The 23,064-nt window shown below is 56.9% G+C and carries 29 protein-coding genes; 17 read left to right on the top strand and 12 right to left on the bottom strand.

Translation table 11 applies throughout. The features are described 5' to 3' along the window. Nucleotide 1 precedes the first annotated feature (1 nt). Both CBW65_RS20695 and CBW65_RS20690 read right to left on the bottom strand, forming a co-directional pair. Entirely contained in the window at nt 2-193 is a 192-nt protein-coding gene (locus tag CBW65_RS20695) for a capping complex subunit for YIEGIA (protein ID WP_087458472.1), read from the bottom strand. Nucleotides 194-196: 3 nt separating this feature from the next. Next, nucleotides 197-1,117 (bottom strand): YIEGIA domain-containing protein, encoded by a 921-nt coding sequence (locus CBW65_RS20690; protein WP_087458471.1) that lies wholly within the window; start codon nt 1,115-1,117, stop codon nt 197-199. Between the two features lie 78 nt (nt 1,118-1,195). Between CBW65_RS20690 and CBW65_RS20685 the strand changes: the two genes are divergently transcribed. Next, nucleotides 1,196-1,846 (top strand): SIR2 family NAD-dependent protein deacylase, encoded by a 651-nt coding sequence (locus CBW65_RS20685; RefSeq protein ID WP_087458470.1) that lies wholly within the window; start codon nt 1,196-1,198, stop codon nt 1,844-1,846. 66 nt (nt 1,847-1,912) lie between these two features. Here the strand turns inward: CBW65_RS20685 and CBW65_RS24625 are convergent, their stop codons facing one another. Beyond that, nucleotides 1,913-2,077 carry a hypothetical protein gene (locus CBW65_RS24625; protein WP_165898202.1) on the bottom strand — a complete coding sequence of 55 codons (165 nt, stop codon included), beginning with the start codon at nt 2,075-2,077 and terminating at the stop codon, nt 1,913-1,915. 193 nt (nt 2,078-2,270) lie between these two features. On the opposite strand from CBW65_RS24625, the gene glpK reads away from it, so the two are divergent. The 4 genes from glpK to CBW65_RS20665 all read left to right on the top strand — a co-directional run bounded on the left by glpK (nt 2,271) and on the right by CBW65_RS20665 (nt 6,018). Continuing rightward, nucleotides 2,271-3,779 carry a glycerol kinase GlpK gene (gene glpK, locus CBW65_RS20680; RefSeq protein WP_087458469.1) on the top strand — a complete coding sequence of 503 codons (1,509 nt, stop codon included), beginning with the start codon at nt 2,271-2,273 and terminating at the stop codon, nt 3,777-3,779. A gap of 104 nt (nt 3,780-3,883) precedes the next feature. Continuing rightward, the gene (locus CBW65_RS20675; RefSeq protein WP_198299677.1) at nt 3,884-5,299 is read left to right on the top strand and encodes a leucyl aminopeptidase family protein; all 1,416 of its coding nucleotides are present in this window, start codon (nt 3,884-3,886) and stop codon (nt 5,297-5,299) included. Nucleotides 5,300-5,328: 29 nt separating this feature from the next. Next, nucleotides 5,329-5,634: a hypothetical protein gene (locus CBW65_RS20670; protein ID WP_087458467.1), complete on the top strand. Its 306-nt coding sequence runs from the start codon at nt 5,329-5,331 to the stop codon at nt 5,632-5,634. 24 nt (nt 5,635-5,658) lie between these two features. Then, a complete protein-coding gene (locus CBW65_RS20665; protein ID WP_087458466.1) occupies nt 5,659-6,018 on the top strand; it encodes a hypothetical protein in 360 nt (119 codons plus the stop codon). Nucleotides 6,019-6,078: 60 nt separating this feature from the next. On the opposite strand, the gene CBW65_RS20660 is transcribed toward CBW65_RS20665, so the two are convergent. Together CBW65_RS20660 and CBW65_RS20655 are read right to left on the bottom strand one after the other, a co-directional pair. After that, nucleotides 6,079-7,311 (bottom strand): S-layer homology domain-containing protein, encoded by a 1,233-nt coding sequence (locus tag CBW65_RS20660; RefSeq protein WP_087458465.1) that lies wholly within the window; start codon nt 7,309-7,311, stop codon nt 6,079-6,081. 5 nt (nt 7,312-7,316) lie between these two features. After that, on the bottom strand, nt 7,317-8,309 hold the full coding sequence (locus CBW65_RS20655; RefSeq protein ID WP_087458464.1) for a DNA-3-methyladenine glycosylase family protein: 993 nt from the start codon (nt 8,307-8,309) through the stop codon (nt 7,317-7,319). A 75-nt stretch (nt 8,310-8,384) separates the two neighbouring features. Here CBW65_RS20655 and CBW65_RS20650 point away from each other — a divergent pair, with 75 nt between their 5' ends. After that, nucleotides 8,385-9,338 (top strand): GNAT family N-acetyltransferase, encoded by a 954-nt coding sequence (locus CBW65_RS20650; RefSeq protein WP_157722098.1) that lies wholly within the window; start codon nt 8,385-8,387, stop codon nt 9,336-9,338. 53 nt (nt 9,339-9,391) lie between these two features. After that, nucleotides 9,392-10,210, top strand: a complete 819-nt coding sequence (locus tag CBW65_RS20645; protein ID WP_087458462.1) for a DUF2797 domain-containing protein — start codon at nt 9,392-9,394, stop codon at nt 10,208-10,210. Nucleotides 10,211-10,284: 74 nt separating this feature from the next. Here CBW65_RS20645 and CBW65_RS20640 read toward each other — a convergent pair whose 3' ends face one another. Next, on the bottom strand, nt 10,285-10,527 hold the full coding sequence (locus CBW65_RS20640) for a YuzB family protein (protein ID WP_087458461.1): 243 nt from the start codon (nt 10,525-10,527) through the stop codon (nt 10,285-10,287). 136 nt (nt 10,528-10,663) lie between these two features. Between CBW65_RS20640 and CBW65_RS20635 the strand changes: the two genes are divergently transcribed. Next, nucleotides 10,664-10,981, top strand: coding sequence for a hypothetical protein (locus CBW65_RS20635; RefSeq protein WP_157722097.1), 318 nt, complete (start codon nt 10,664-10,666; stop codon nt 10,979-10,981). A 2-nt stretch (nt 10,982-10,983) separates the two neighbouring features. Continuing rightward, entirely contained in the window at nt 10,984-12,264 is a 1,281-nt protein-coding gene (locus tag CBW65_RS20630) for a helix-turn-helix domain-containing protein (protein WP_269767971.1), read from the top strand. 32 nt (nt 12,265-12,296) lie between these two features. On the opposite strand, the gene CBW65_RS20625 is transcribed toward CBW65_RS20630, so the two are convergent. The 4 genes from CBW65_RS20625 to CBW65_RS24405 form a co-directional block, all read right to left on the bottom strand. Continuing rightward, entirely contained in the window at nt 12,297-13,310 is a 1,014-nt protein-coding gene (locus tag CBW65_RS20625; RefSeq protein WP_087458458.1) for a hypothetical protein, read from the bottom strand. Between the two features lie 11 nt (nt 13,311-13,321). Beyond that, a complete protein-coding gene (locus CBW65_RS20620) occupies nt 13,322-15,130 on the bottom strand; it encodes an HSP90 family protein (protein WP_198299676.1) in 1,809 nt (602 codons plus the stop codon). A 113-nt stretch (nt 15,131-15,243) separates the two neighbouring features. Continuing rightward, nucleotides 15,244-15,780 carry a signal peptidase I gene (gene lepB / locus CBW65_RS20615; protein WP_087458457.1) on the bottom strand — a complete coding sequence of 179 codons (537 nt, stop codon included), beginning with the start codon at nt 15,778-15,780 and terminating at the stop codon, nt 15,244-15,246. A 128-nt stretch (nt 15,781-15,908) separates the two neighbouring features. After that, a complete protein-coding gene (locus CBW65_RS24405) occupies nt 15,909-16,073 on the bottom strand; it encodes a hypothetical protein (RefSeq protein WP_157722095.1) in 165 nt (54 codons plus the stop codon). Nucleotides 16,074-16,200: 127 nt separating this feature from the next. On the opposite strand from CBW65_RS24405, the gene CBW65_RS20610 reads away from it, so the two are divergent. From CBW65_RS20610 to CBW65_RS20580, 7 genes are all read left to right on the top strand, one after another. Next, the gene (locus CBW65_RS20610) at nt 16,201-16,752 is read left to right on the top strand and encodes an NADPH-dependent FMN reductase (RefSeq protein ID WP_157722094.1); all 552 of its coding nucleotides are present in this window, start codon (nt 16,201-16,203) and stop codon (nt 16,750-16,752) included. Nucleotides 16,753-16,775: 23 nt separating this feature from the next. Then, nucleotides 16,776-17,150: a sirohydrochlorin chelatase gene (locus CBW65_RS20605; protein ID WP_157722093.1), complete on the top strand. Its 375-nt coding sequence runs from the start codon at nt 16,776-16,778 to the stop codon at nt 17,148-17,150. A 32-nt stretch (nt 17,151-17,182) separates the two neighbouring features. Further along, nucleotides 17,183-17,425, top strand: a complete 243-nt coding sequence (locus CBW65_RS20600) for a hypothetical protein (protein WP_087458454.1) — start codon at nt 17,183-17,185, stop codon at nt 17,423-17,425. A gap of 12 nt (nt 17,426-17,437) precedes the next feature. Next, entirely contained in the window at nt 17,438-17,632 is a 195-nt protein-coding gene (gene iscX, locus CBW65_RS20595) for a Fe-S cluster assembly protein IscX (RefSeq protein WP_087458453.1), read from the top strand. A gap of 96 nt (nt 17,633-17,728) precedes the next feature. Beyond that, complete coding sequence (locus tag CBW65_RS20590) at nt 17,729-17,962, top strand: hypothetical protein (RefSeq protein ID WP_087458452.1); 234 nt, start codon at nt 17,729-17,731, stop codon at nt 17,960-17,962. Nucleotides 17,963-18,076: 114 nt separating this feature from the next. Continuing rightward, a complete protein-coding gene (locus CBW65_RS20585) occupies nt 18,077-18,409 on the top strand; it encodes a DUF1450 domain-containing protein (RefSeq protein WP_157722092.1) in 333 nt (110 codons plus the stop codon). 97 nt (nt 18,410-18,506) lie between these two features. After that, entirely contained in the window at nt 18,507-20,006 is a 1,500-nt protein-coding gene (locus CBW65_RS20580) for a leucyl aminopeptidase (RefSeq protein ID WP_087458450.1), read from the top strand. A 47-nt stretch (nt 20,007-20,053) separates the two neighbouring features. Here the strand turns inward: CBW65_RS20580 and CBW65_RS20575 are convergent, their stop codons facing one another. After that, nucleotides 20,054-20,899, bottom strand: a complete 846-nt coding sequence (locus CBW65_RS20575; RefSeq protein ID WP_087458449.1) for a HoxN/HupN/NixA family nickel/cobalt transporter — start codon at nt 20,897-20,899, stop codon at nt 20,054-20,056. A gap of 138 nt (nt 20,900-21,037) precedes the next feature. Here CBW65_RS20575 and CBW65_RS20570 point away from each other — a divergent pair, with 138 nt between their 5' ends. Continuing rightward, the gene (locus CBW65_RS20570; protein WP_087458448.1) at nt 21,038-21,784 is read left to right on the top strand and encodes a S1C family serine protease; all 747 of its coding nucleotides are present in this window, start codon (nt 21,038-21,040) and stop codon (nt 21,782-21,784) included. Nucleotides 21,785-22,042: 258 nt separating this feature from the next. On the opposite strand, the gene CBW65_RS20565 is transcribed toward CBW65_RS20570, so the two are convergent. Next, nucleotides 22,043-22,882 carry an RES family NAD+ phosphorylase gene (locus tag CBW65_RS20565; protein WP_087458447.1) on the bottom strand — a complete coding sequence of 280 codons (840 nt, stop codon included), beginning with the start codon at nt 22,880-22,882 and terminating at the stop codon, nt 22,043-22,045. Nucleotides 22,883-23,064: the final 182 nt, after the last annotated feature.

Raw genomic sequence — 23,064 nt, 5'->3', positions numbered from 1 at the left:
CTTAGGCGTCAAGGATCAGATAGACGCCGTTGGAGAGGGAGATGACTTCGCCGTGCAGGGCTTGGGCGAGCTCTTCCGACAAGCTTTGGCAGGCTTCTTTGGAGTCGGCGAGAAAGGCTTGCGCTTTGCCGCCGGCGAGATGTTTTTTGTCGGGAGCGATCACGGCGAGAATGTCACGGGAACGCTTTTGCATCGGTCATTCTCCTTTTTCGGAGGGTAGGAGCTGCGGGTTGCGCATCCGGGCGCTTTTTTTCGTTGATTCGAGCAGCGGCACTTGAGCGACCAGTTTCAAAAGCGCCGCTTCGTCTTGGCGAATCGGGATCATCGCAAAACAGATGCGCCCTGTGTTAAAGTCGCGCCGCATATAGATGTAGCGCTTCAAACCAAACGTGCGGGCCGCTTCGTGGACGATCGCCTGGCGCTGCCCGTAATTGGCCAGCACGATCCCCCCGTCCGCATAGCGCGGCGTGATCATCACAGCAATCCCTTCTTGTTGAAACCGCTCCCTGGCCGCAGGAAGCCCGACATTTTGCACCGGAATATCGTCAACATACAGCTTGTCTTTTTCGTCAAACGTGATCTTGGCGATGTGGATATCGGCGATGTCGCCGACTTTCTTGCCTTTCGTATAGCGGCGCAAGAGCCAGATCGAGAGCAGCCCGGCCACGACGCCTGCGGTCACGTCGGGCAGGAGGCGGTGACCGGGGAGGAGCAGCATCGCCAGCACGCACAGAAAGGCGCTGAGTAACGCCACGTAGTTGCGCGCTTCGAACGTCTTGGCGATCCCGTCGATGTAAGCGGAGCCGCGCGGCGTGAACTCCGATTTCTCCAGTTCCTGCAAGGAGACTTTCTCCATCCGGCGCACATCGCGAAACTGCTGGATGGCGAGGGCGAGAAATGAGACCCCGACAAAATTCTTGGTGACCAGGGCCGGGATCGCCACAGCGCCGATCGCCGCCGCGACCGCTCCGGTCACGATATGGATGACAAATCCGTTCGGGTAGCTGGGATACTGCCGGTAATCTTCTTTCAGCGTGATGATGCGGGCGAACGTCCCGACCACAAAACCGGTTGTGATCATCGCCAAATGCTCCGGAGACAACAGTTCTTGTGCCAACGTTCCACCTCCATCTTGACCTGCTTTGTGAGTAGTATGCGAATCTGGGTCATACTGTAATCAAAAGGAGGCGGGAAGATGGACAGGCAATGGATCACCTGGGCCAGCCAGGCGCGGCGTCCGGTGGCGGTCACCGGCGCCGGGATCTCCGTGCCCAGCGGCCTGCCGACGGTCAGCAAGACCTGGCGGGGCTTGACGCTGAAGGAAATTTTTACGATCGGGTTCTACCGCCGCGACCCGCTGACCTTTTACGACTGCTACCGGGACATGCTGCTCGACTGGCGGGAGGCGGCGCCCAATCCGGCGCATCAGGCGCTGGCGAAGTCAAACGTGCGGATCATCACGCAAAATATGGACGGGCTGCATCAAAAGGCGGGCAGCAGCGACGTGCTGGAACTGCACGGCAACCTGCGCGAACTGATCTGTGAGCGGTGCCATGCCTTGTATCCGTCGCATGTGGCGGAAATCAATCCACAGCCGCATTGCCCGACCTGTGCCGAGCTGCTCAAGCCGAACATCGTGCTGGAGGGTGAAGATGTCCGCCACATCGCCGTGGCGGCCGATTGGGTGGGGCAGGCCGACCTGCTGCTGGTGATCGGGACGAAACTCGAGATGGAGCCGGTCTGCATGCTGCCGAAGATCGCCGGGCAGAACGGGGTGCCGGTCATACCATGCAACAAAAAATCGGAAGTGCTGCTTCCGGAATTGTGCGGCTATCTGAACGCATAAGAAACCCCTGTGGAATCTCCACAGGGGCCATGTTATGTGTACATGCAACTGCTTATACGGTGCGGGTTACCAGCGTGATTCCGGACCTGCGGTGATGAATGCGATCGCCAAGAATGCACCGGCAAAACCGACGAGGATGGTCGCGAAAGCCGCAGCGTTCACCGACAGCAACAGACCGAATACTGCCATAACCAAACACATAAGTGCAATACCCATATAATAACGGTACACAGGAGTCCCTCCCTACGCTCTGAATTTCTATTAGTCATGATACCACTATTTTTCAAAGCTATGCAACAGATTTCACATACCGCGAATCATGCTTTCACAAAGTCGTAAGATTTGGCAGAAAGAGAGCGCTGGTTCTGGTGTAATTTTCTAAATTCAATTAAAATAGTAGGTGAAGAGAAAGGGGGCGCTCAGAGTGACAGACAACAAGAAGCGGGGCTTCGTGGTGGCGCTCGATCAGGGCACGACCTCTTCGCGGGCGATTGTGTATGACAGCAGCGCCCGAGCGGTGGCAGCGGACCATCTGCCGTTTGCCCAACATTATCCGGAGCCGGGCCATGTCGAACATGACGCGCTGGAGATCTGGAGCACACAGCTGCAAGCGCTGCAGCGTGCGCTGCAAAAGGCTGGCGCAGCTCCTGATCAAGTGCGCGCGATCGGCATCACCAACCAGCGCGAGACGACGGTGATCTGGGACAAATCGACAGGAGTTCCGGTGCACAACGCGATCGTCTGGCAATGCCGCCGGACGGCAGGGCGCTGTGATCAACTGCGCCAGGCTGACCATGCCGACCTCATTCGCGAGAAGACGGGGCTGGTGATCGACGCCTATTTTTCTGCGACCAAGGCGGAGTGGATGTTGGAAGGATCGCCAGATTTGCGGAAGCGGGCGGAGCGCGGCGAGCTGCTGTTCGGCACGATCGACACGTGGCTGGTCTGGAAGCTGTCCGGCGGGAAGCTGCACATCACCGATGTGAGCAACGCCTCGCGCACGATGCTCTTTAACATCCATACGCTCGATTGGGATGATGAGCTGCTCGCCTTGTTTGGCATTCCGCGCGCGATGCTGCCGGAAGTGCGCGGGTCGAGCGAAGTGTACGGCATGACCGACAGGGACGTGTTTGGCGCAGCGGTGCCGATCGCAGGCATCGCCGGCGACCAGCAGGCCGCGTTGTTCGGGCAAGGCTGCTTCGAGAAAGGCATGGCGAAAAACACATACGGCACCGGCTGCTTCCTGCTGATGAACACCGGTGCGAAACCGACGAAGTCGGAGCACGGGCTCTTGACCACCATTGCCTGGAAGGTCGGGGACGAGGTGCAGTACGCGCTGGAAGGAAGCGTTTTCATCGCCGGGGCCGGGGTGCAATGGCTGCGCGATGAACTGCGCATCTTAGAGGATGCGGCCGAGTCGGAGCGGCTGGCGAACTCGGTGCCGGACAGCGGCGGCGTGTACATCGTGCCGGCGTTCACCGGGCTTGGCGCACCGTATTGGGACGCCTATGCGCGGGGCTCGATCTTCGGCTTGACCCGCGACACGTCACGGGCGCATATCTCGCGGGCGATGCTGGAGGCGATCGCCTACCAGACCCGCGACGTGCTCGACGCGATGCAGGCCGACTCCGGGCTGCCGATCACCCGCCTGCTCGTCGACGGCGGGGCGACGCAGAACGGATTCTTGATGCAGTTTCAAGCCGACCTGCTCGGGACGGAAGTGGTGCGCCCCGCGCATCACGAGTCGACCGCACGCGGCGCCGCCTTTCTGGCCGGGCTCGGATCCGGGTTCTGGGACAGCCTGGACGCGCTGCAAGCTGCACTGCTGGAGCGGACCTCATTTGCGCCGCAGATGGCGGCGGCGGAGCGCGAGGCGCGCTATGCGGGATGGAAGCGGGCGGTGAGGCGATCCGGGGGATGGATTTCTCCTTAACGGGAAAACTTTCCTTGGTGTTTTCAGGTGAAAAAGGTATAATGACAGGGAAGAAATATTTCCATATGCGAAAGTTTTGTAAGCGACAAAAGGAGGACCTTGAGATGAACTTTACACTCGGTACATATCAAGCGGGCAAGACGACCGTTCTGCCCGTATTTATCGGTCAAAACGTGGATCAGCTGGGCCTGAAGCTCAGCGATTATCACGGCAAGAAGAAAGACCATGTTGTATGGTTCGACCACAACGGCACCCGTTTTGTTGTTGTTGGCCTTGGCGATGTCAAGAAATTCGAACTGAACAAATACCGTGACGCAGTGGCGTTCGGCGCGCGCGCAGCCCGCAAAGAAGGCGTAAACGACGTGACCGTGCTGCTTCCGGAAGGCACCGCTTACAGCAAAGAAGACCTCGTGCACACCGCAGCAGAAGGCTATGTGATGGGCGAGTACCAATTTAACAAATACAAGGCGAAGAAGGAAGAGAGCACGGTGAAAAACATCACCATCGCTTCCCTCGACGGCGACATTGCAGGTCTGGAAGATGCGCTCAACCGCGGCAAGATCTACGGGGAAGGCACCGTGATCGCACGCGAGCTGAACAACGAGCCGACCAACAAAATGCGCCCGTACGACCTGGCAGACTTCGTTGAGAACCTGTTCAAAGACTCCGGCGCAACCGTTGAGATCTTCAAAGGCGAAGAGCTGGAAAAGCTCCAGTACAACGGCCTGATCGCAGTTGGCCGCGGTTCCGCGCACAAGCCGGCGATGATCAAGATCAACTTCCAAAACGACAAGTCCAAAGAACTGACCGCGCTGGTCGGCAAAGGTCTGACCTTTGACGTGGGCGGTTACTCGCTGAAGTTGTCCCGCGACCTGTCCGACATGCGGATGGACATGGGCGGCGCGGCTGCGACTGTCGGCGCGATGTACATCCTGACCCGTCTGAACGCTCCGGTCAACGTGATTGGCATCATCGGCACCTGTGAGAACCTGATCGACAACAACGCGATGCTGCCGGGCGAGATCATCGAATACCGCAACGGCAAGACCGTTAGCGTTGGCAACACCGACGCGGAAGGCCGCCTCGTGCTGGCTGATGCGCTGATCCTGTCCCAAGAGCTTGGTGCAACCCGCGTCATCGACATCGCGACCCTGACCGGCGCTTGCATGCGCGCACTGGGCTCCAAGATGTCCGGCCTGTGGGCAAACGACGAAAGCGTTGGCGACACTGTGAAACAAGCGGCGAACTTCACCGGCGAAAAAGTGTGGGAACTCCCGCTGTTCGACGAGTATGAAGACCTGCTGTACTCCCCGATCGCTGACATCGCAAACATCTCGTCGGGCGACCTCGGCGGCGCGATCACCGCAGCTCTGTTCTTGCGCAACTTTGTTGGCGAGAACCAAAAGTGGGCGCACGTCGACATGGCGGGCCCGATGGCGGTCAACCGTTCGCACTCCTTCAGCAACGAAGGCGCTACCGGTTACGGCGCACGCCTGCTGGCAGAGTTCGCTCAGCGCTAAGCGCTGAGTAACCTGTCGGGAGAACCTGCATGTCCTATTATCGTTTTTGGTGGCGCACGTGCCTCATCTTCTGTCCGGCCGTCTTTTTGATTCTCTACCTCAGCGGGGTCTCGCTGCTTTACTCGCTCCTGTCGGGGCTTGGCGTCGCTGTGATCGGCTTGCTGCTGATCCTGCCGTTCATCTTTGTCTTCTCCCGCGTCGACCGCTCGATGTGGTCGCCTGAAGAGGAGATCAAGCGCAAACTCCGCTACCAGCAGAAATTGCGGGAGTGGGAGCGCGGAGATGATGAGGAAGAGGAAGACGACGAGGATGTGGAAGAAGCGGACGAGCGTTAACCTCTGGAAGCGAGGAGCCTGGAAATGTATTACGCTTATGTTCTCGAACAGAGCCGAAAAGCAAAAGCGACGCGCAGCGCCTACGAGCATTGCAAGTCGCATACGAAATCGCCGCTTTTGCCGCCGGTCACCATCGCCGATTTTCCACTGACAGACGGTGTGGCGGTGCCGCAGCAGGATAAGCACCGCGTGCTCAACCTGCGCCTGCACGATGAGCATCTCAGCCCTTATTTGAAATCGAACGCCTCCTTGTTCCATCTGCTGATGATCGACGACAAGACCGAAACGAAGATCTATCGTGCAGAAAGTGGCTGGATGCTCGTCTTTGAAGGCATTCAGGCCCAGCCGAAGCCGTTTGGACAAAATGGTTTCGATCTGCGGTAGCGACGAGCGCATAAGAAAACACCATCCCTTTGGGGATGGTGTTTTTGTTCTGTGTTCGTGTTACTCCGGGAGCTTTTGCAGGGTGCCTGGGATCACGTCGATGCCGACGACTGTGTTGTTGAGGATGGTCAGGCCGACGCGGTCGCCGACTTTTACGTCGGAGAACGTTTTCGGCTGCGTGTTGAGCTTCACCGCCGCATCGGCCGCGATGTCGAGGGTCAGCTTCTTGTCTGCCTGCTTCAAGGCTGTTTTCGACTGCAGAAGCAAGGTGATCGAGCCTTTTTTGCCCGCTTGCGGCGCAGTGTAGGCGAGCACCTGGCCGTGTGCGAACGTTTCGATCTGCTCGCGCTGCGGCGCTTCTTTTTTGGCGTGGACAAATACGATCTCGCCTTGCGCGTTCAGGAACACGCGGACGCTCATGCCCGCCTGCAGGGCGCTCTTGGCAGCCATCTTTTCGCCAACAAAGACAAAATACGTGCTGGCGAACTTCAGGTTCAGGTCTTGATGCGTGCGGCTGCTAAACGTCAAACCAACGGATGTGACCGCGCTGATCGTGCCGTTCAGTTGGCCCTGGGTCTGCACTTGGCGGTCGTCATCGTATTCGAAACGGTTCTCCGCGTTGCAGAGGATGACCGCCATCTCATTGCGTTTGACCGGCTTGTTCGGCTGGAACGTTTGGTTCGGGTAGCCGGTGATCACGCCTTTATCAACTGCTACCGCTATGTATCCAACTGCGTCCGCTTCGATTTCCGACGCGTCTTTGAAGGTCAATTTGTCTGTCATATGCGCTTTGGCATCCGCATCGAGACCCATCGCGCGCACGACCAGCTCGGTCACCCATTCGCGGTCAGCGTTGGCTTGCGGGTTCAAGGCGATGTCTTGGTCGAGGAAGCCGTTTTGAATGGCCAGTGCGACGAACGGGCGCGCCCAGGCGGACACTGTTGCCGCGTCTTTCAATTGCAGAGTTGCATCTTTCAACTGCAACGCTTCATCGGCCAAGCCCATCGCGCGGACGGTCATGATGATCGCTTCTTCATTGGAAACGTTGGCGCTGGGGCGGAACTTACCGTAGCCGTCGCCGCTGATGATGCCTTTCGTCGAGGCTTCGGTGACAAAGCGCAAGGACCAGTCGCTGCTCAGCACGTCGGAGAAGCGCAGGCTGGCCTTGTAGGAGCCGGACAGTTTGAACGGTGTCGGCGAATCGTTTTTCGCCGGCATCGTCGCCATCGCCGAAGTGGTGCCGAGCGTGGTGATCAGTGTAGCAGCAAGCAGAAGAGATAACTTTTTCTTCATTCCAATCACTCCTTGTCTTGTTCTGCCATAATTTTCGTATTTTTGCGTCGTCCTTTGGGGGTTGCCTCTTTTTGTTCTTTCATCGCGGCGCGGGCAAGTCCCAGCGCTGTCCACAGATAATAGGTGGCGTACGATTCATAACCTTGCCAGCCCTGGGCAAACTCGCGCACTTCCTGTTCGGTCGGCTGGTGCTCCCAGCCCCAGAAATGCTGGATGGCGTTGCGCAGGCCGATGTCGGCAGCCGGCAAGAGGTCGGGGCGGCCGAGCCCGAACAGCAGCACGCACTCCGCCGTCCAGCGTCCGATGCCGCGCAACTTGACCAGCGTCGCGATCGCTTCTTCGTTGCTCATGCCGTGCAAGGACTGCAGGTCGATGCTGCCATCCGCCACGCCGCGCGAGAAATCGATCACATACTCCGCCTTGCGCTGGGAAAACTTCAGCTCGCGCAGTTGCGCATAGTCGAGGCGGGCGATCTGCTCCGGAGACGGAAAAGCAAAATGCGTTGCGCCTTCCACGTCGATCGAAGAGGCGCACAGTTCGACCAGCGAGCGTTTGAGATTCTCGGCGAAGGTCAGGTTGACCTGTTGCCCGATGATCGAGAGGATCATCGATTCAAACGGGCCGGAGTCGAGCAGCAGGTGCAGCCCGGACAGGTCTTCGGTGATCGTGCGCATCACCGGGTCAGCGGCCACTTTTTCATAAAACGGGAGCAGGGGACGGTCTACAGACAGCATATGCCGCCAAATGCCGGCTGCTGCGTCCGCTTGCTGTTCATCTTGGGCGCCTTGCACATCGAGCATGATGCGGGGCGCGTCATGCGACTCATCTGAAGTAACGTGCACCAGCACCGGGCGGTCGCCGATGATATGGGCTCGCGACAGGCGGTTGTCGCCGATCGAATACAGGTAGGTGTTCGAGGAACTCTCCACCCGTTTGCGAAAAAAATCAAACCGGTACGGCGCAGGCGGCGCCAGCGTGTACGACTTGCGGAACGACATGTTGAGTTTCCCCCTTTTGGTAATTTTACTGTATAGTAGGTTTAAGCCCAGAGTCAAATGATCGGAGGTATTTTGATGAAATTTCAGATTCGTTTGGTAGAGCGCGGCGACGTGTGGAACATCGCCCGCGTGGTGCACAGATCACGCGGACTGGACGGTCCTTTGCTCGACCAGCAAGTCGAACTGGATGTGGCGCGCTTTCAGGAGCAGGGTGTTGTGCACCAGTTGGAATCGAATACGTTGATCGCCTTGGATGGCGAGACGTTTGCGGGCATTTTGCGCTACGGGGAATTTGAAAATGAGCTGCAGTTGAACCGCCCCGATGTTGATCCCGCCTATGACGAGCGGGCGGTGACCCGCGCTCTGATCGGGGCGATCTGGTCGTTTACCGGTCCGGCGATCACCAAAGCAACGTATGTGGATTACGCGACCCACTCCGGCAATATCGGCGATGTGTTTCTGGAGGCCGGTTTTTCCCGCTGGGTCGACCGGCTGGACATGCGCCTGAAATTGACCGAAGAGGTGGGACCGGCACGGGAAGACATGACGTTCCAAGGCTATTCGGAAGAGGTCAGGGAGCGTTTTTACAACGTCTACCAGTCGTCGTTTACCGGCACGCTCGATCCGATGATGCAGTGGAGCGCCGACTACCCGGAACAGAGTTTTGTGATGTTTCAGACGCGGTTTGGCGCGTTTGACCCGGACTTTTGGGTGCTGGCGACCAATGCGGACGGACAGGATGTCGGGTTTGCGATCTTCCATGATTTTGCGACCGGTCGCTATGCGGGCGACACGGTGCTTCTGTATACCGGCGTATCGCCGCAAGCGCGGGGCAAAGGGTACGGCGGCGAGATCGTGCGCGAAGGACTGCGGCGGGTGCGGGCCAAACGCGGGCCGCATCATTCCGTGTCGCTCAGCGTGACGCGGGCCAACAAGCCGGCCGAAGACAACTACCGCAAGTTGGGGTTCCGCCCGATCGAGGCGTTTTCCGTGTATAAATTGGACAAGGTTGAGGGTCGAAACTCGTAACTATTTTTGGTACACTTGTAGAGATAAAGAGAAGGCTGGAGAGGAAGTGGGTTATGACGACGTACCAAGGTTTTCTGAACTCATTGACACATCAACCGCAGGCCCCGGTGAGCTATACACTGGAGATCGGTGAACATAAAATTCCGCTGAACGAGATGATCGGGTCGGAGATCCGCTTTTCGTTCCTCAATGAAATGGCCTGCTGCACCTGCGGCCGCAAAGTGAAAAAGCTTTACGGCGGCGGCTACTGCTACCCGTGCGTGACGACGCTGGCCGAGACCGACCTGTGCATCGTCAAGCCGCACGAGTGCCATTTTGACAAAGGCACCTGCCGCGATGAAGAGTTCGCCAAGACGCACTGCATGATTCCGCACTACGTCTACCTCGCGCTGTCGTCCGGCGTGAAGGTCGGCCTGACCCGCAAGAATCGCGAATTGACGCGCTGGGTCGACCAGGGCGCAATCAAGGCGATCCCGATCGCCGAGCTGCCGACGCGCAAGATGGCCGGGGAGCTGGAGATGGCGATCGCGCAGCATGTGGCCGACAAGACCGACTGGCGCAAGATGCTCAAGGGCGTGATCGACGATGTCGATCTGTTCGAAATGCGCGCCAAGATCAAAGAAGTCGTACCGGAAGAGTTCCAGCAGTACCTGTTTGACGTGGAGGAGCTGTACGAGTTCACCTACCCGATTCTCGAGACGCTGGAGAAGATCAAGTCGATCGGCTTTGACAAAGCCCCGCTGATCACCGGCAAACTGCTCGGGATCAAAGGGCAATACCTGATCCTCGACTGCGGCGTGCTGAACATCAGGAAGCATGCCGGGTACAAGGTGCAGGTGGAGTTTGCGGAAGCGGATGAAATGACCGCGTAACGCTGCACATCAAAAAGGGCCTGACCGATTGCGGCCAGGCCCGATTTTTATAACAGCTGGTCTTGCAGTTTGTCTTACAGCAATCCGGCGAGTTCTGCTTCCACCGCCGTTTTGATCGTGTTCCACAGTTCGTCTGTCGTATCGGCCCAGTGAATCTCGCCGTTGACGTAAGCGTAGGGATGCAAGGCGCATTCCGAACAGTTGCTGAGGCAAGGCGTGCGGATGACGCTCGTGCCGGGATATGTTGATTCCAGACTCTCCAGATCAAGTCCGGAAGCCGGGTTGACATCGCAGACTTCAACGATCACGATTCCCATGTTTGGCTCCTTCTCCTGTTGACGCTGTTTTGCTTTTTAGTGTACCAAGAATGGGCAGGGTTTACTAGAAGGACGCTTGCAGACACTAGCACATACATATAAACAAATGAAGGTACAAGAGGAGCTGTTTGTGAAGATGGACGTTCAAAAAAGTTCGCTGGGTTTTGCTGAGATCACACACTTTGCGATGAAGGATGAGCAAGGCCAGGTGGAATTTGCCGTGATTCCGCTGCCGCCGCAATATCTGCTCGGCATGGCGATGGGCTCGAAGCTGGTCATTCTGTCGGCGCCGTATGAAGGCACCGCGCTGTTCCAGGCGGGCGTGACGGCTGAAGAAGTGCAGACGCGTTTCAACCTGCCGAGCCGGGAAGAAGGCGTGCGCCTGTCGGTGATGCTGACCACCGCCTTTATGGAGATGCCGGGCGCAGGTCACACGCCGCACATCATTTTCTAATCGTGTCTACGCTCGGCAGGAAAATCCGTTCCTTGCGCAAAGCGGCCGGTCTGTCGCAGCGCGAGTTGGCCGACGGGCTGGTCACGAAAAGCATGATCTCGCAGATCGAAACGGATCGCATCCAGCCTTCCGCCGATCTGCTCAAGCGGATCGCCGCCAAACTTCGCGTGACGCCGCAGCAACTGATGCCGGCCAAGCATGAAGACCAGGAACGTCTGGCTTGCTATAAGCAGGCGCAGGCGTTTTTGTCGCTGGGCCATTACGCGGAAGCTCTGCCCTTGTTGCAGGAGTGCATGGAGGCGCCCCATCCGGCGTGGCCGGAGCGGATGCTAGCCTGCCAGACCGCCTTTTGCCAGCAGCAGTTGGGGGCTTATGAAGAGGCGCGCAAGCTGTATGACAAGGCGCTGCGTCTGGCGATCTGCGAGGAGGATGCGGTCGCGGCGCTGCGCATCTATATGCGGCTCGGCGAAGTGGCGCAAGGGCTCGGGCATCTGGAACTGGCGGTGATCGAATGGCAGCGGGCGATGCGGGAATTAGAACGGCACCCGGCTCCCGAAGACGAGCCGATGCTGCCGCTCGATGTCTGCCTGTACCTCGCCGGGGGCTTGCGGACGCTGGGAGCTGTCGAAGAGGCGCTGCAGGTGTACCGCCGCGCGGAGCAGTTGTTGGAAGAAGTGCCGGAACAGACGAAACGGCGGGCAGACGTGCTGCAAGGCATCGGGCTGGTGTTGGAGCTGATGGAGCAGTACGGGGAAGCGGAAGATTGTCTTTCCGCCGCCGAAACGCTGTTTCACAGCACCAAAGACCGTCGGCCGGCCTTGCAGACCCGAATCGCCCGCGGGCGGCTGCTGGGCAAGACGGGGCGGTATCAAGATGCGGTGTCGCTGCTGACCGAATGTGTGCAGGAAGCGGACAGCGTCCCCGGCACAGAGCTGCTGGTGCAGGTGTACGGCGAGCTTGGGCAGGTGTACCGCCAGATGGGCGATAGGGAGCAGGGAGTCGCCATGCTGCAGGCTGGGCTGAAGGTGCCGTGCGAATGCCGGATTGAGCGGGGACGGATCTGTTTGGCATTGGCCGGGCTGTATCGGGAGGCCGATCGTTTTGGAGACGCGCTGGCGGCGGCGGAGCAGGCGATGGAACTGCTGCAGGGGACGAAAGAAGAGCTCTTGGCCGTCTATCGGCTGCTGACCGAATTTTACAAAGGGCAGGAAGACTACCGCCAAGCCAGCCTCTGGGCGGAGCGGGCCGATGAGCTGCTTGCAGAAAAAACCCTCGACCGGTGAGTGTCGAGGGTTTTTTGTATACGTTGATGTTTCTAGAGCCGGGCCAGCGTTTTTTCGATCAGCGCGGCGTGATGCGTGTTGCCATTGCGCTGGTCAAACGCGTCGGCGAGCTCGCGTGTTTTGGCTGACAGCCACTGCAGTTCCTCATGCTCGTGCCCGGAGCGGCGCAGGCGTTCGAACAGAAACCAGCCGGAAAGGTAAAAGCGGAACTGGTTGCGCTGGTCGGTGGTCTTCTGCGCTTGACGCAGGTGCTTGTGAAACAAAGCCAAGGCGCGGTCGGGATCGGTCAAGGTGAGATAGCGGATGTGGTTGCCGAAGCCATGCACGAACGACAGCTCGTTTTCGATCTTCGGATAACCGCGCTTGTGCAGTTCCTCCGCTTCGTCGATCCGCCCGAGGCGGATCAGCGCATCGAGCAGGTCGTGCAAGGTGTTGTGCGGCACGGTGGAGCAGGCGAGCTGTCCGTTTAAGATCGGCTCGGCCAGCGCCAGCGCTTTGTCGTCTTCGCCAAGCCAGACCAGATATTCCACTTGGTGTGCCCGCTCACAGGCGATGCAGTCGCAGAAATCATCGACCGCTGCGGACAGCCATTGGCGGTAAAAGACATCCGCCCGCTCCTGCTCGCCGGCAAACATCGCATGGGCGTGCAGTTGGCGGTAGTATGGGCGCAGGGAAAGCCCTTGCGCCTCGTAGCGGGATTTCAGGTCGTCCATCATCGCGTCGATCTGCGCCCGGGAGATCTGCGGGAAGGTGTCGATGTGGCCGACCACCCATTTGTATTGCCAGAGCATGCGGTCCGCTTCGAACGTGTCGGGGTGCTTGTCCACTTGGTTCAGGCACCACGAGAAAGCGACGAGCATGCGCCGCGGGTCGCCTGCGCCAAGCGCTGCGCTGATCAGCTTTTCGCGCAGTTCGAACGAATCGATCAGCTCGTTGTGCCGGTCGGCCAGCTGGATCGCCTGTTCGAGCAGGGCGGTTTTGGCATCGCCGTCGGGCAGCAGGTCGGCCTGATGTTCCAGCATGTAGAGCTGTTCCTGGTAGTTCATCGTCCCACTCCTTATCTCATGCCCAGTTCGATCAGGTTGAACAGGCCGTTGTTCAAGAGCTTCATCTCGCGGTGGTTGAGCGGATGGTGTCCCATCAAGAGCGCCTGCACGTAGATCATCTCCACCGCCATGCGCTGCAAGGCCGGATCGCCCGATTGCACCAGTTTAGCGATGACCGGGTTGTGGAAGTTAAAGCAGAGCTGCCCGTGCGCGGCCGGCACGCCAAACGCGGCGCCAAGCGTCCCGAGCACCGAAGCGAACAGCGGATTGGCATCCTCTTGCGTGCGCTCCACCGAGCGCAGGAACGTCGCTTCCTCGCTGGTCGAATAGAGCGCAGGGAGTTCGAGGGGCAGGAACTTTTTGATCTCCGCTTTGCAGCCAAACGACTGCAGCGCGGCGTCGGCCGTCTGCAGGAACTGGAAGACCAGTTGCTGCTCGGCAGTATTCAGATCTTCAAACGACTCGGTGATATCGAGCGGATCGACGCGCTCCACGCTGTACTCCGGGAAAAAGTCGCTCAGACGTTCGATCAGCTCCGCATCAAACACATAGCCGCCGTTGATCACGCACATCGACTGCGCGGCCGAAACGCGGGAGATCTGCCGGAACTCATCGAGGGACGGCGTAAAGCGGATCACCGCGTTGTGCTCCAAAATCTGCTCCATCGTCAGGCGGCCCTGCGACGTTTCGAACGGCAGCCATTTAATGAACAGACGGTAGAGCTGGTCGTCCTGCACGGCCAATGCTTTGATCGACAGAAAGTGGATCGCGATCAGCTTGTGCAGGCGGGGCAGGTCGTGCTCGGCGAGATAGATCAGGTAGTCGCGCAGGCAGTTGCCCAGCGCGTCGCGCACGGCGGCCAGCTTGCTGTCTTCATAAAATTCTTCGCGCGAGGCGGTTGGCAACAGGTCGTTGGTGTTGATGATGCATTTGACGAAAAAGGCCCATTCCGGCAGGATGTTCTCCACATTTTCTGACAGGAGCATCTGTTTCAGATAGACTTGGTGGTTCGTCTTCGCTGCGATCGAAGCGCGGTGCGGCAGGACAAAGGCGATGCCTTGCACATCGCCGACTTCGGAGTGCAAAGGGATGAAGTCGATAAAATTCTCGCCGAAAAAGCGGCGTCCGTAGTCGAGCATCGCGTCGCGGGAGACGGTCTGCTGCCAGTTCGGCAACAGCCACGGCGGCTTGCCTTCATTGATCGTCTGGCTGCGGCTGCCGTCCGAGACGGTGACCGGGTAGGGGAGCAAGGCGCCGTAGTGGCGACAGAGGTCCTTGACGGTGGCGAGCTCAAAATATTCTTCGTAGCCGAGTTTGCTGCGCAGATAGATGCGCGTGCCCGGCGTAAATTCGCCGTCCAACAGGCGGATCGTATAAGTGCCGTCCGGCTTGCCGCGCCATTCGACCGCTTTGTCGCTGTGCACGGAACGGGAGATCACCACGATCTCGTCACTGACGACAAAGCAGGAGAGCAGGCCAATGCCAAATCGTCCAATAAAATCGGTGTTGCGCATCTCGTCGGCGCGCTTGGAGGACTCACCGATGATCGCCAAAAATTGATGCACTTCCGCTTCGGTCAGCCCGACGCCGTTATCTTCAAAAATCAGCGTGCGGGAGCCGTCTCCGGACGCAAACACTTCCAATGTAATCTCGCCGGCAAAATCAGGTTGCTGCTTGGCGCGCGCCCGAATCGCATCGGTGCCGTTTTGCAGCAGTTCGCGGATGTAAACGCGGGGGGAACTGTATAAATGTCCCGACAAAAGCTCGATCATGCCTTGCAGGTTGACTTTGAAACGGTAGTTTTGTTCTTGGTGTGGCAAGTTATTTTCACCATCCTGTATCGTTAAACGGTCGAATTAATTTTGCTTTATCAGACCCCATCATATCATAAAAAAGAGCACCTGGAGCAGGTGCTCTTTGCGCAATTCTTGGTTTATTCGGCATCCAGCCAGTGCGGCGACGGGTAGAGCACAAAGTCGACGCGCCCTTTTAAAATTTCGGCCGGGAGGAAGCCGACGCGCGGGTCGCGGGAGTCGAGCGATGCGCCGGGGTGGCGGTTGTCGCCCATCACGAAGACGTGGTCGTCCGGCACGGTGGTCGGCGGGAAGTCATTGGTGACCGCGTCGATGTATTCTTCCTTTTGCTCCTCACTGTTCAGATACAGCACGCCTTGACGGATTTCCACCACATCGCCCGGCAGGCCGATGATGCGCTTGATATAGTCGCGGGTGTCATGCGGAGCCGGAAACACTACGATGTCGCCGCGCTGCGGGTCTTCCAGGTCATAAGCGAGGCGGTTGAGGTACACGCGCTCGTGGTTTTCCAAAGTCGGCTGCATCGATTGGCCTTCAATTTTGGTGATGGCGAAGACGTGCTCGCGAATCAGAATGTTGATGACAAATGCAATGACCAGCACGGCTGTCCAGCTGAGCCCTTCGCGCAGCCATTTGTTTTTGATTTTTGAGAACATTTTTACGAGAACCTCCTTCAGATCATTCGCTCAATTCTGTACTATCGTACTATTCGCGATTTAGAAGGAGGATTCCTACAGAATGGGTGCCAAAAAATGTCTAAATTTTTAACATCTTAGCTGCTGGTTTAGTGCGAGCTGCCCGAAGTTCCGCTCGACGTGCCTCCGCTGCCCCGCGCGCCGCCGCCGGAACCGGTGTCGCCAGGGTTGCGCTGCGCGTCTCCTCCTCCGCAGCCAGCCAACAGGGAGCCGGCCAGCAGGATGCTGAGCGCAGTGAAAAAGCCTTTGCGCATGGTTCTTCACCTCCTGCTTGTTAGCATGCCCAAAACGAAGATTTTTTGGAAAAAGTGTTGCCAGTTTCCAGACATTGGAGTATATTAAGTATTATTAGAGATGAACTACATAGGAGGTTTTTCACAAATGAAAATCGTAGCATTGATCGGCAGCTTGCGCACCGGCTCGACGACGATGAAAGCAGCAAAGGTAGCAATCGACGCAGCAGTAGCTGCAGGCGCAGAAGTGGAAATTTTTGACCTGCGTGAACGTCCGCTTCCGATGTATGATCCGGACGATGAGAACAAATACGAAGACGAGAACGTGAAATATTTCGTGGAGCTGATGAACAACGCGGACGGCTTCATCCTCGGCTCGCCGGAATACCACAACGGCATCAGCGGCGTCTTCAAGAACGCGCTGGACTTTGTCGGCTACAACCAATTTGCGGGCAAGCCGGTTGGTCTTGTCGCATCGGCAGGCGGCGCTGTGGCGACCAACACGTTGAACCAGATGCTGACCATCCTGCGCTCCCTGCACGCGTATGTGGTGCCGCAGTTCGGTTCGGTCGGCTACACCGATTCCTTTACCGAAGAAGGCAAGTTCACCAACGAGAAGTCGCAGCAGCGCTTTGAGCAGATCGGCCTGTCGGTCGTCAACCTCGTGAAAGCGATGAAACAGTCTGCTGAAGTAAAATAGTTGGGAATCTATGGAGGGGTATGATGACAACAGGAGTTCTTTTTGTCGCACACGGCAGTCCGGTGCTTGCTGCCAACCAGGAGCTGTTCGATCTGGTGGAAGGCGTCCGGGCGCGCGGTCTCTATGAGGGGGTCGAACCGGCTTTTTTGGAAGGGGCGTCGCCTTCGATTCCGGAAGGGCTGGCCGCGTGTGTGAGGCAAGGGGCGGACAAAGTTGTCGTCATCCCCTATTTTTTGTTGCCCGGCCGGCATGTGTCGGAAGATCTGCCGCGTTTTTTGGCGGAGGCACGAGAGCGCTATCCGCAAGTGAAGTTTGTTCTGGGTGACTATTTGCGCTTCTCAGAGCGGACGGGACAGGCGGTGCTGCGCAGAATTCGCGAAGCAGGTATGCTACAATAGAGACAGAGTCTGCTTGAAAGAGGCGAACGTCAATGGATACGAGAGAGCCGTTTGAGTGCCCGTCGTGCGGGCACGATGTAGTACCGGACGCGCTGACCGGAGAGCGGGGCCATCAGGACGCGGTCTGTTTGAAATGCGGCGCGAAGTATTCGCGGACGTACGGCCGCTATGAAGACGAGTGGGTGCTCGGCCTGTGGCGGAACACGGAGACGGGACGCGTCGCCTGTTCCTACTACAAGACCGCATTTGGCACCGACGCGTACGATTGTGAGTAGGGGGTACATACGATGAACTGGGAAGATGCACAAGATATCGCTGAAGCGTTGCATGAACTGCACCCGGATGAAGACGTGTTGTCGCTGCGCTTTGCGACGCTGCGCCGCTGGGTGTTGGAGCTGGAAGGGTTTGAAGGAGCTGCCGAGGATACGAACGAGAAGATCCTCGAGGAGATCCAGATGGCCTGGTACGACCTGGTTTCGTAAGCAAAAACGCCGCCCGTTTTGCGCGGGAGGCGTTTTTTCGTTTTGACAGGGGCATCCTATCCTTACAATCATGTGTAAGGCAGGGAGGTTGCTCTGATGGAACAGGTGTGTCCGCTGTGCAACGGGTTGAGAGATGCAGGGATCAAATGCAAGAATTGTGGAGCGGCGATGGCAGACGGCGGGATGTGGAGCGACTATGTCGGGCCCTACTCCCCGTATGAGCTGACCGCGCATGTGAAGCAGGAAAACGGGGGGCAATGCACGCATTATTTGCATTGTCCGCAGTGCGGGAACGAGGCGTATGCGATCATTCAGAGTGACTTCATCTGATCAGGATGATAGAATAGGGATGAAAACGCGTACTTTTTATGGAATTTCATCTACAATTTGATGTAGAATAAAAGAAGTGTTGCGTCAAGTTTTTTTCTAAAGGAGATGTCTGTCGTGGCTTCATCTGTGAAATGGGTGTTCTGTAAGCAAAACCTTGAGAAGCATTCCCAGCGAGTTTACGATGCGTTGCTCTCTAAATATCCGGAAGAAAAAGTAGACATTAAGGATTGCGCCGGTACAGACTTGTGCTCGCTGTGCATGGATGTGCCGTTTGTGCTTCGCAACGGCTCGATTGTGCATGCTAAAGATGAGCGCGACCTGTACTTCAAAATCGACAGCTCGATGCAGTTCCTGAGCCGTGAGCGTCTCGTTCCGCTCCCGCCGGCACCTCCGGCTGCGGAAAAGAAACCGGAAACGAAAGCAGACGAGACACCTAAGTTGGACTAAGAGTCACCGACCGCAATTGGTCGGTTCTTTTTCTTAGGACACCCTACATAAGCTGTAAGTTATCAGAGCGTAACTATTTTGAAGGGAGAGAGGAAAATTGAACATCAATCTCCAACTGCAATCCATTACCAATGTAGAAGCGGATGTCCTCGTAGTCAACTTGTTTGAAGGGGTGACCGCACCCGACGGCGCGACCGGCGCTGTCAACGAAGCGCTGGGCGGCCAGATCGCCGCGCTGATCGAAGCGGGCGACCTGACAGGCAAGTTCAAAGAAACCAGACTCCTCTACACCTTCGGCAAACTGCAAGCGAAGCGCGTCCTGATCGTCGGTCTGGGCGAAGCGGAAGAGTTCTCCGCCAACCGCGCCCGCTCGGCAGCGGCAGTCGCGGCGAAATTTGCCCGTGAACATGGCGCTGCGACCCTGGCGACCATCGTGCATGGCGCAGGACACGGCGGCATGGAAGTTGAACATGCGGCACAAGCGCTGGCAGAAGGCACCTTGCTTGGCTTGTACACCGTGAAGAACTTGAAAAAACACCAAGCCGTCTCCAAACTGACCGATCTGATCGTCGTGGAGTCGGATGAATCGAAACAGGCAGCGATTGAAAAAGGTCTGGAAATCGGCCGCATCTACGCGGAAGGCACCAACTATGCCCGCGATCTGATCAACGAGCCGGCGAACATCCTCACCCCGACCCGCCTCGCTGAACTGGCGACCGATGTGGCGGTGCAGACCGGCATGGGCATCTCGGTGCTTGAGGAAGCGGAAATGCGCGAACTGGGCATGAACGCTCTGCTGTCGATCGGCCAAGGCTCCGACGAAGAGTCGAAGCTGATCGTCATGTCCTACCACGGCAACCCGGATTCCGAAGAGATCCTTGGTCTCGTCGGCAAAGGCGTTACGTTTGACACCGGCGGCTACTCTTTGAAGCCGATGGCAGGCATGGAAAACATGAAGACCGACATGGGCGGTGCAGGTGCCGTGATTGGCGCGATGCAGGCGATCGGCCGTCTGAAGCCGAAAGCAAACATCGTGGCCGTGATCGGCGCCGTGGAAAACATGGTGTCCGGCAACGCGATCAAGCCGGGCGATGTCGTTGTGGCGATGAACGGCAAGTCGATCGAAATCGTCAACACCGACGCAGAAGGCCGCGTGGTGCTGGCTGATGCTCTGACCTATGCGATCGAAAAATGCGGCGTGACCAAAGTCGTCAACGCTGCCACCTTGACCGGTGCGATCTCGATCGCGCTGGGCCGCAAGCTGGCGGGGATGTTCTCCAACGACTCCGAGTTCGCTTCGGAAGTCAAAGATGCGTTCCACCGCTCCGGTGAGCGCGTCTGGGAAATGCCGCTGGTCGAAGATTACAAGGCATCGTTCTCCTCGAACGTCGCCGACATGAAAAACACGGGCGGCCGTGACGGCGGCTCGATCACCGCAGCGCTGATCCTGCGCGAGTTTGTCGACAACACGCCGTGGGTGCACCTCGACGTGGCCGGCGTTGCCCGCGATCAGGACGGCCATGGCGATCTCAACCCGAAAGGCGCAACCGGCTTCGGCGTGCGCACGCTGGTTGAGTTGGCGCTTGGTCAAAACTAATTTTAATAACGCAAAAGCCTCCGACAATGCTGTCGGAGGCTTTTTTGTTACGACAACAGGCCGAGGCTGGATATCGACTCGTAGGTGACAAGGAAACCGATCAGCACGATGATCCCGGCGCTGAGCGTCGCCATCGCCTCGCCAAAGCGGCGGCGTTCGAGGAAGCGGACTTTGTGTTCCGCTTTCAGGAGCAGGATGCCGAGCAGGGACAAAGCCAGCGCCCCGCCGAGCGAAAAAGCGATGACCAAGCCCACGCCCATCGTGATCTGCCCGGCTGAGATCGCCGCCAGCAGCATCACCAAAGCGCTGGGGCAGGGGATCAGCCCGGTCAGCACGCCGATGGTCAGCAGGCGTTTGGCCGATCGCTCCTGCGTTGCCACCACCGCCAGTGCGCCGGAATGGTCGTGCGCGTGCGAGTGGCCGTGTGAGTGGCTGTGTGCATGCGAGTGCGAATGCCCGTGGGAGTGTCCATGCCCATGCGCATGTCCGCCTTCCGTCGCCAGTTCCGAAATGTGGTGCACATGACCATGGCCGCACACATACGTATCCTCCGCAGCAGATCCGATCCTGCCCAGCGACACGACGGGCGGATTCATGCGCAGGTAGACCATGCGCAGGCCGATGCCGGTGATCACAGCCCCGGAGATCAGGCCAAGCCATGCTTCGATCTGCTCCGGCATCCAGAACTGCAGCGCCGTCGTCGCTACAAACGCCAGAAACAGGATCGACAGCGTATGCGAGACGGCCGACGTAAAGCCAAGAAACACCGCATCGCGCAGCCTGGCCCGCGATGAGATGAGATAAGCGGTCATCACCCCTTTGCCATGCCCCGGTTCCAGCGAATGCAGCGCGCCAAGGCCGAGAGCCATCGGGATGGCAACAAATAGATCCAAAACGGTCACCTCCAGTTTCAAGCAAGGCTTGTCATCTTATGTCTATGCGAGACAAGCGCCCTTTTTGCCATCGGGGACAGACTTAGGCTCACCGCGAGGGCGGGCAAGCACATACGATGATGATACGAGGTGAGTGGAATGAAAAAGCGCGTATCGAAGATTGGCAACCCTTCGGCGTCAGGTCGCCGCCGCCGCACATCAGCTAAGCTCGCCAGCCCGAATTTTGTGAACATCGCGAACCGTTACAAAGACGCGGTCGTCAACATCGAGGTCGTCAAGCCCGAACGTCGCACCGGTTCCCGCCGCCGCGACTCGGATGAGGTATCGCGGAAGACAACAAACATCGGGACGGGCTTCTTTTTTGACCCGCGCGGATACATCCTGACCAACGAGCACGTGATTCACGAAGCTGAAGAAGTGTATGTCCGCTTTTTTGACCAAGACGAAGATGTCCGGGCTGAAGTCGTCGGCGCTTCCTATGATCTCGACCTGGCCGTCCTGAAAGTCAGACCGCCCAAAAACGCACGCACCCTGCCGCTTGGCGCTTCCAAGAACATTCAAGTCGGCGAATGGGTCCTCGCCATCGGTTGCCCGCTTGGTTTAGACCACAGCGTCACCGTCGGCATCATCTCCGCCAAAGAACGGCCAATCACCATCGGCGACCGCCACTATGCCCGCCTGATCCAGACGGATGCCGCGATCAACCGCGGCAACAGCGGCGGCCCGCTGATCAACATGCGCGGCGAAGTGATCGGCATGAACACCGCCGTCAGCGCTTCCTCGCAAGGGATCGGCTTTGCCATCTCCATCGATGTGATCAAAGACGCCATCGACGACCTGATGGAGTCGGTGCCGAAGCGCAAGGCGAAACGTAAGAAAGCGTGAAGGGAAAGTAAAGCAAAACCACCCGATTATCTCAATTCGGGTGGTTTTTCGCGATTCATTTTGTTTCTCTGATGATTTGATACAATGATCATGTGATTTTCGTAGGACGACTCTGGCCCAGTGTTAGCGCGGCGGCACATCATACAGAGTCGTCGTCTTTTTTCATTTTTAAGATATGTAGGGTGGTTATTTTATCCATCAATCTTTGGACAGGGAATAGTGTCAGCTTTTGGCCATAAAGAAATAGGCTGTAACAGCTTATTCTTTCTGTTTATTGAGGTCCTGTAGCATATTGAATATATTTTCACCGATGTACGATCCAAGCTGAGTCAAACGCTTCTCATTTTTGGGTTCAATACAATTTGCTTCAAAATAAATATTGCCTACCTGATATAATTTTGAACCTATTGCCTTACACTTTTCGAAGTTGAAAATTGTTATGTTTCTTCCTGAACTGTTTAGGGAACTGGTGAATCTAATTCCGTCAAATCCAAGAGTCTTGATGTATTCAGAAATGTATTGGGTCGGTATGTAACTTTTATTATCAGAAGCAGTTGGAATTGAGAAATCGCTCATTATCAAGTACATAAGATATTTTTCAAAACCGTCGTAATCAGGAAAAGATACGTAGGAGAAGTCGGCGACGTTCAACGTTTCGTTGACTTTTATTTCTGCGATGCTCACTCTGCTGCTAAGGTAAGGTCTTACTTCTACAAGTGCAGTATAAGGGGTTTCTGCGGTGTACAAATATCTTATATATGCAGGATTTGCTCTCCCATCACTTACTTTATCATTATAAGGAGGAATGAAAGAATTACTTTCGTCATATCCCCAAAATCCTTCTTTTTGACCTGGTGTTAACTCTCCTCCATCATTTAATTGCTTATTATAAAATTCAAGAAAAGGGTGTGCTGAGTATAGCCTTGCTCGGTAAAGGATAGTACCCTTTTCGATAATTTTTCGGTTTTTTTCAGCAAAAAGTTTGAGGAAATCAAGGGCTTCGTGCCTCACAAAAAATCTATTCTTATAAAGCACTTCTTCTTTGAAGCTAGTCCACATATCATATGCTTTTTTAAACTCTTCGTTATTAACTTCCATATCCTGTTCCTCCAATCAATAGTCTTAGAACTCATCATACCATAACTAATTTTATATTAGGATTGATGTAAACTTGCTGAGTTTAAAAAATATAGATGTGGCCAGTTCTCAATTTGAGATCGGGGACGCATTCACTCCGAAAGACATTTGTCTACCATGCTTATAATAGCGAAACAGAGACA

The organism is Tumebacillus avium, assembly GCF_002162355.1.
Taxonomy (GTDB): domain Bacteria; phylum Bacillota; class Bacilli; order Tumebacillales; family Tumebacillaceae; genus Tumebacillus_A; species Tumebacillus_A avium.
Note: the sequence above shows the minus strand (reverse complement) of the source record. Positions and strands in the feature narration are given on the sequence as shown.

Excerpts from the sequence above, each read along its gene's own strand:
- CBW65_RS20695 (WP_087458472.1), bottom strand. The coding sequence starts at position 193 with ATGCAAAAGCGTTCCCGTGACATTCTCGCCGTGATCGCTCCCGACAAA.
- CBW65_RS20685 (WP_087458470.1), top strand. The coding sequence starts at position 1,196 with ATGGACAGGCAATGGATCACCTGGGCCAGCCAGGCGCGGCGTCCGGTG.
- CBW65_RS20675 (WP_198299677.1), top strand. The coding sequence starts at position 3,884 with ATGAACTTTACACTCGGTACATATCAAGCGGGCAAGACGACCGTTCTG.
- CBW65_RS20670 (WP_087458467.1), top strand. The coding sequence starts at position 5,329 with ATGTCCTATTATCGTTTTTGGTGGCGCACGTGCCTCATCTTCTGTCCG.
- CBW65_RS20665 (WP_087458466.1), top strand. The coding sequence starts at position 5,659 with ATGTATTACGCTTATGTTCTCGAACAGAGCCGAAAAGCAAAAGCGACG.
- CBW65_RS20660 (WP_087458465.1), bottom strand. The coding sequence starts at position 7,311 with ATGAAGAAAAAGTTATCTCTTCTGCTTGCTGCTACACTGATCACCACG.
- CBW65_RS20655 (WP_087458464.1), bottom strand. The coding sequence starts at position 8,309 with ATGTCGTTCCGCAAGTCGTACACGCTGGCGCCGCCTGCGCCGTACCGG.
- CBW65_RS20650 (WP_157722098.1), top strand. The coding sequence starts at position 8,385 with ATGAAATTTCAGATTCGTTTGGTAGAGCGCGGCGACGTGTGGAACATC.
- CBW65_RS20645 (WP_087458462.1), top strand. The coding sequence starts at position 9,392 with ATGACGACGTACCAAGGTTTTCTGAACTCATTGACACATCAACCGCAG.
- CBW65_RS20640 (WP_087458461.1), bottom strand. The coding sequence starts at position 10,527 with ATGGGAATCGTGATCGTTGAAGTCTGCGATGTCAACCCGGCTTCCGGA.
- CBW65_RS20635 (WP_157722097.1), top strand. The coding sequence starts at position 10,664 with ATGGACGTTCAAAAAAGTTCGCTGGGTTTTGCTGAGATCACACACTTT.
- CBW65_RS20625 (WP_087458458.1), bottom strand. The coding sequence starts at position 13,310 with ATGAACTACCAGGAACAGCTCTACATGCTGGAACATCAGGCCGACCTG.
- lepB (WP_087458457.1), bottom strand. The coding sequence starts at position 15,780 with ATGTTCTCAAAAATCAAAAACAAATGGCTGCGCGAAGGGCTCAGCTGG.
- CBW65_RS24405 (WP_157722095.1), bottom strand. The coding sequence starts at position 16,073 with ATGCGCAAAGGCTTTTTCACTGCGCTCAGCATCCTGCTGGCCGGCTCC.
- CBW65_RS20610 (WP_157722094.1), top strand. The coding sequence starts at position 16,201 with ATGAAAATCGTAGCATTGATCGGCAGCTTGCGCACCGGCTCGACGACG.
- CBW65_RS20605 (WP_157722093.1), top strand. The coding sequence starts at position 16,776 with ATGACAACAGGAGTTCTTTTTGTCGCACACGGCAGTCCGGTGCTTGCT.
- CBW65_RS20600 (WP_087458454.1), top strand. The coding sequence starts at position 17,183 with ATGGATACGAGAGAGCCGTTTGAGTGCCCGTCGTGCGGGCACGATGTA.
- iscX (WP_087458453.1), top strand. The coding sequence starts at position 17,438 with ATGAACTGGGAAGATGCACAAGATATCGCTGAAGCGTTGCATGAACTG.
- CBW65_RS20590 (WP_087458452.1), top strand. The coding sequence starts at position 17,729 with ATGGAACAGGTGTGTCCGCTGTGCAACGGGTTGAGAGATGCAGGGATC.
- CBW65_RS20570 (WP_087458448.1), top strand. The coding sequence starts at position 21,038 with ATGAAAAAGCGCGTATCGAAGATTGGCAACCCTTCGGCGTCAGGTCGC.
- CBW65_RS20565 (WP_087458447.1), bottom strand. The coding sequence starts at position 22,882 with ATGGAAGTTAATAACGAAGAGTTTAAAAAAGCATATGATATGTGGACT.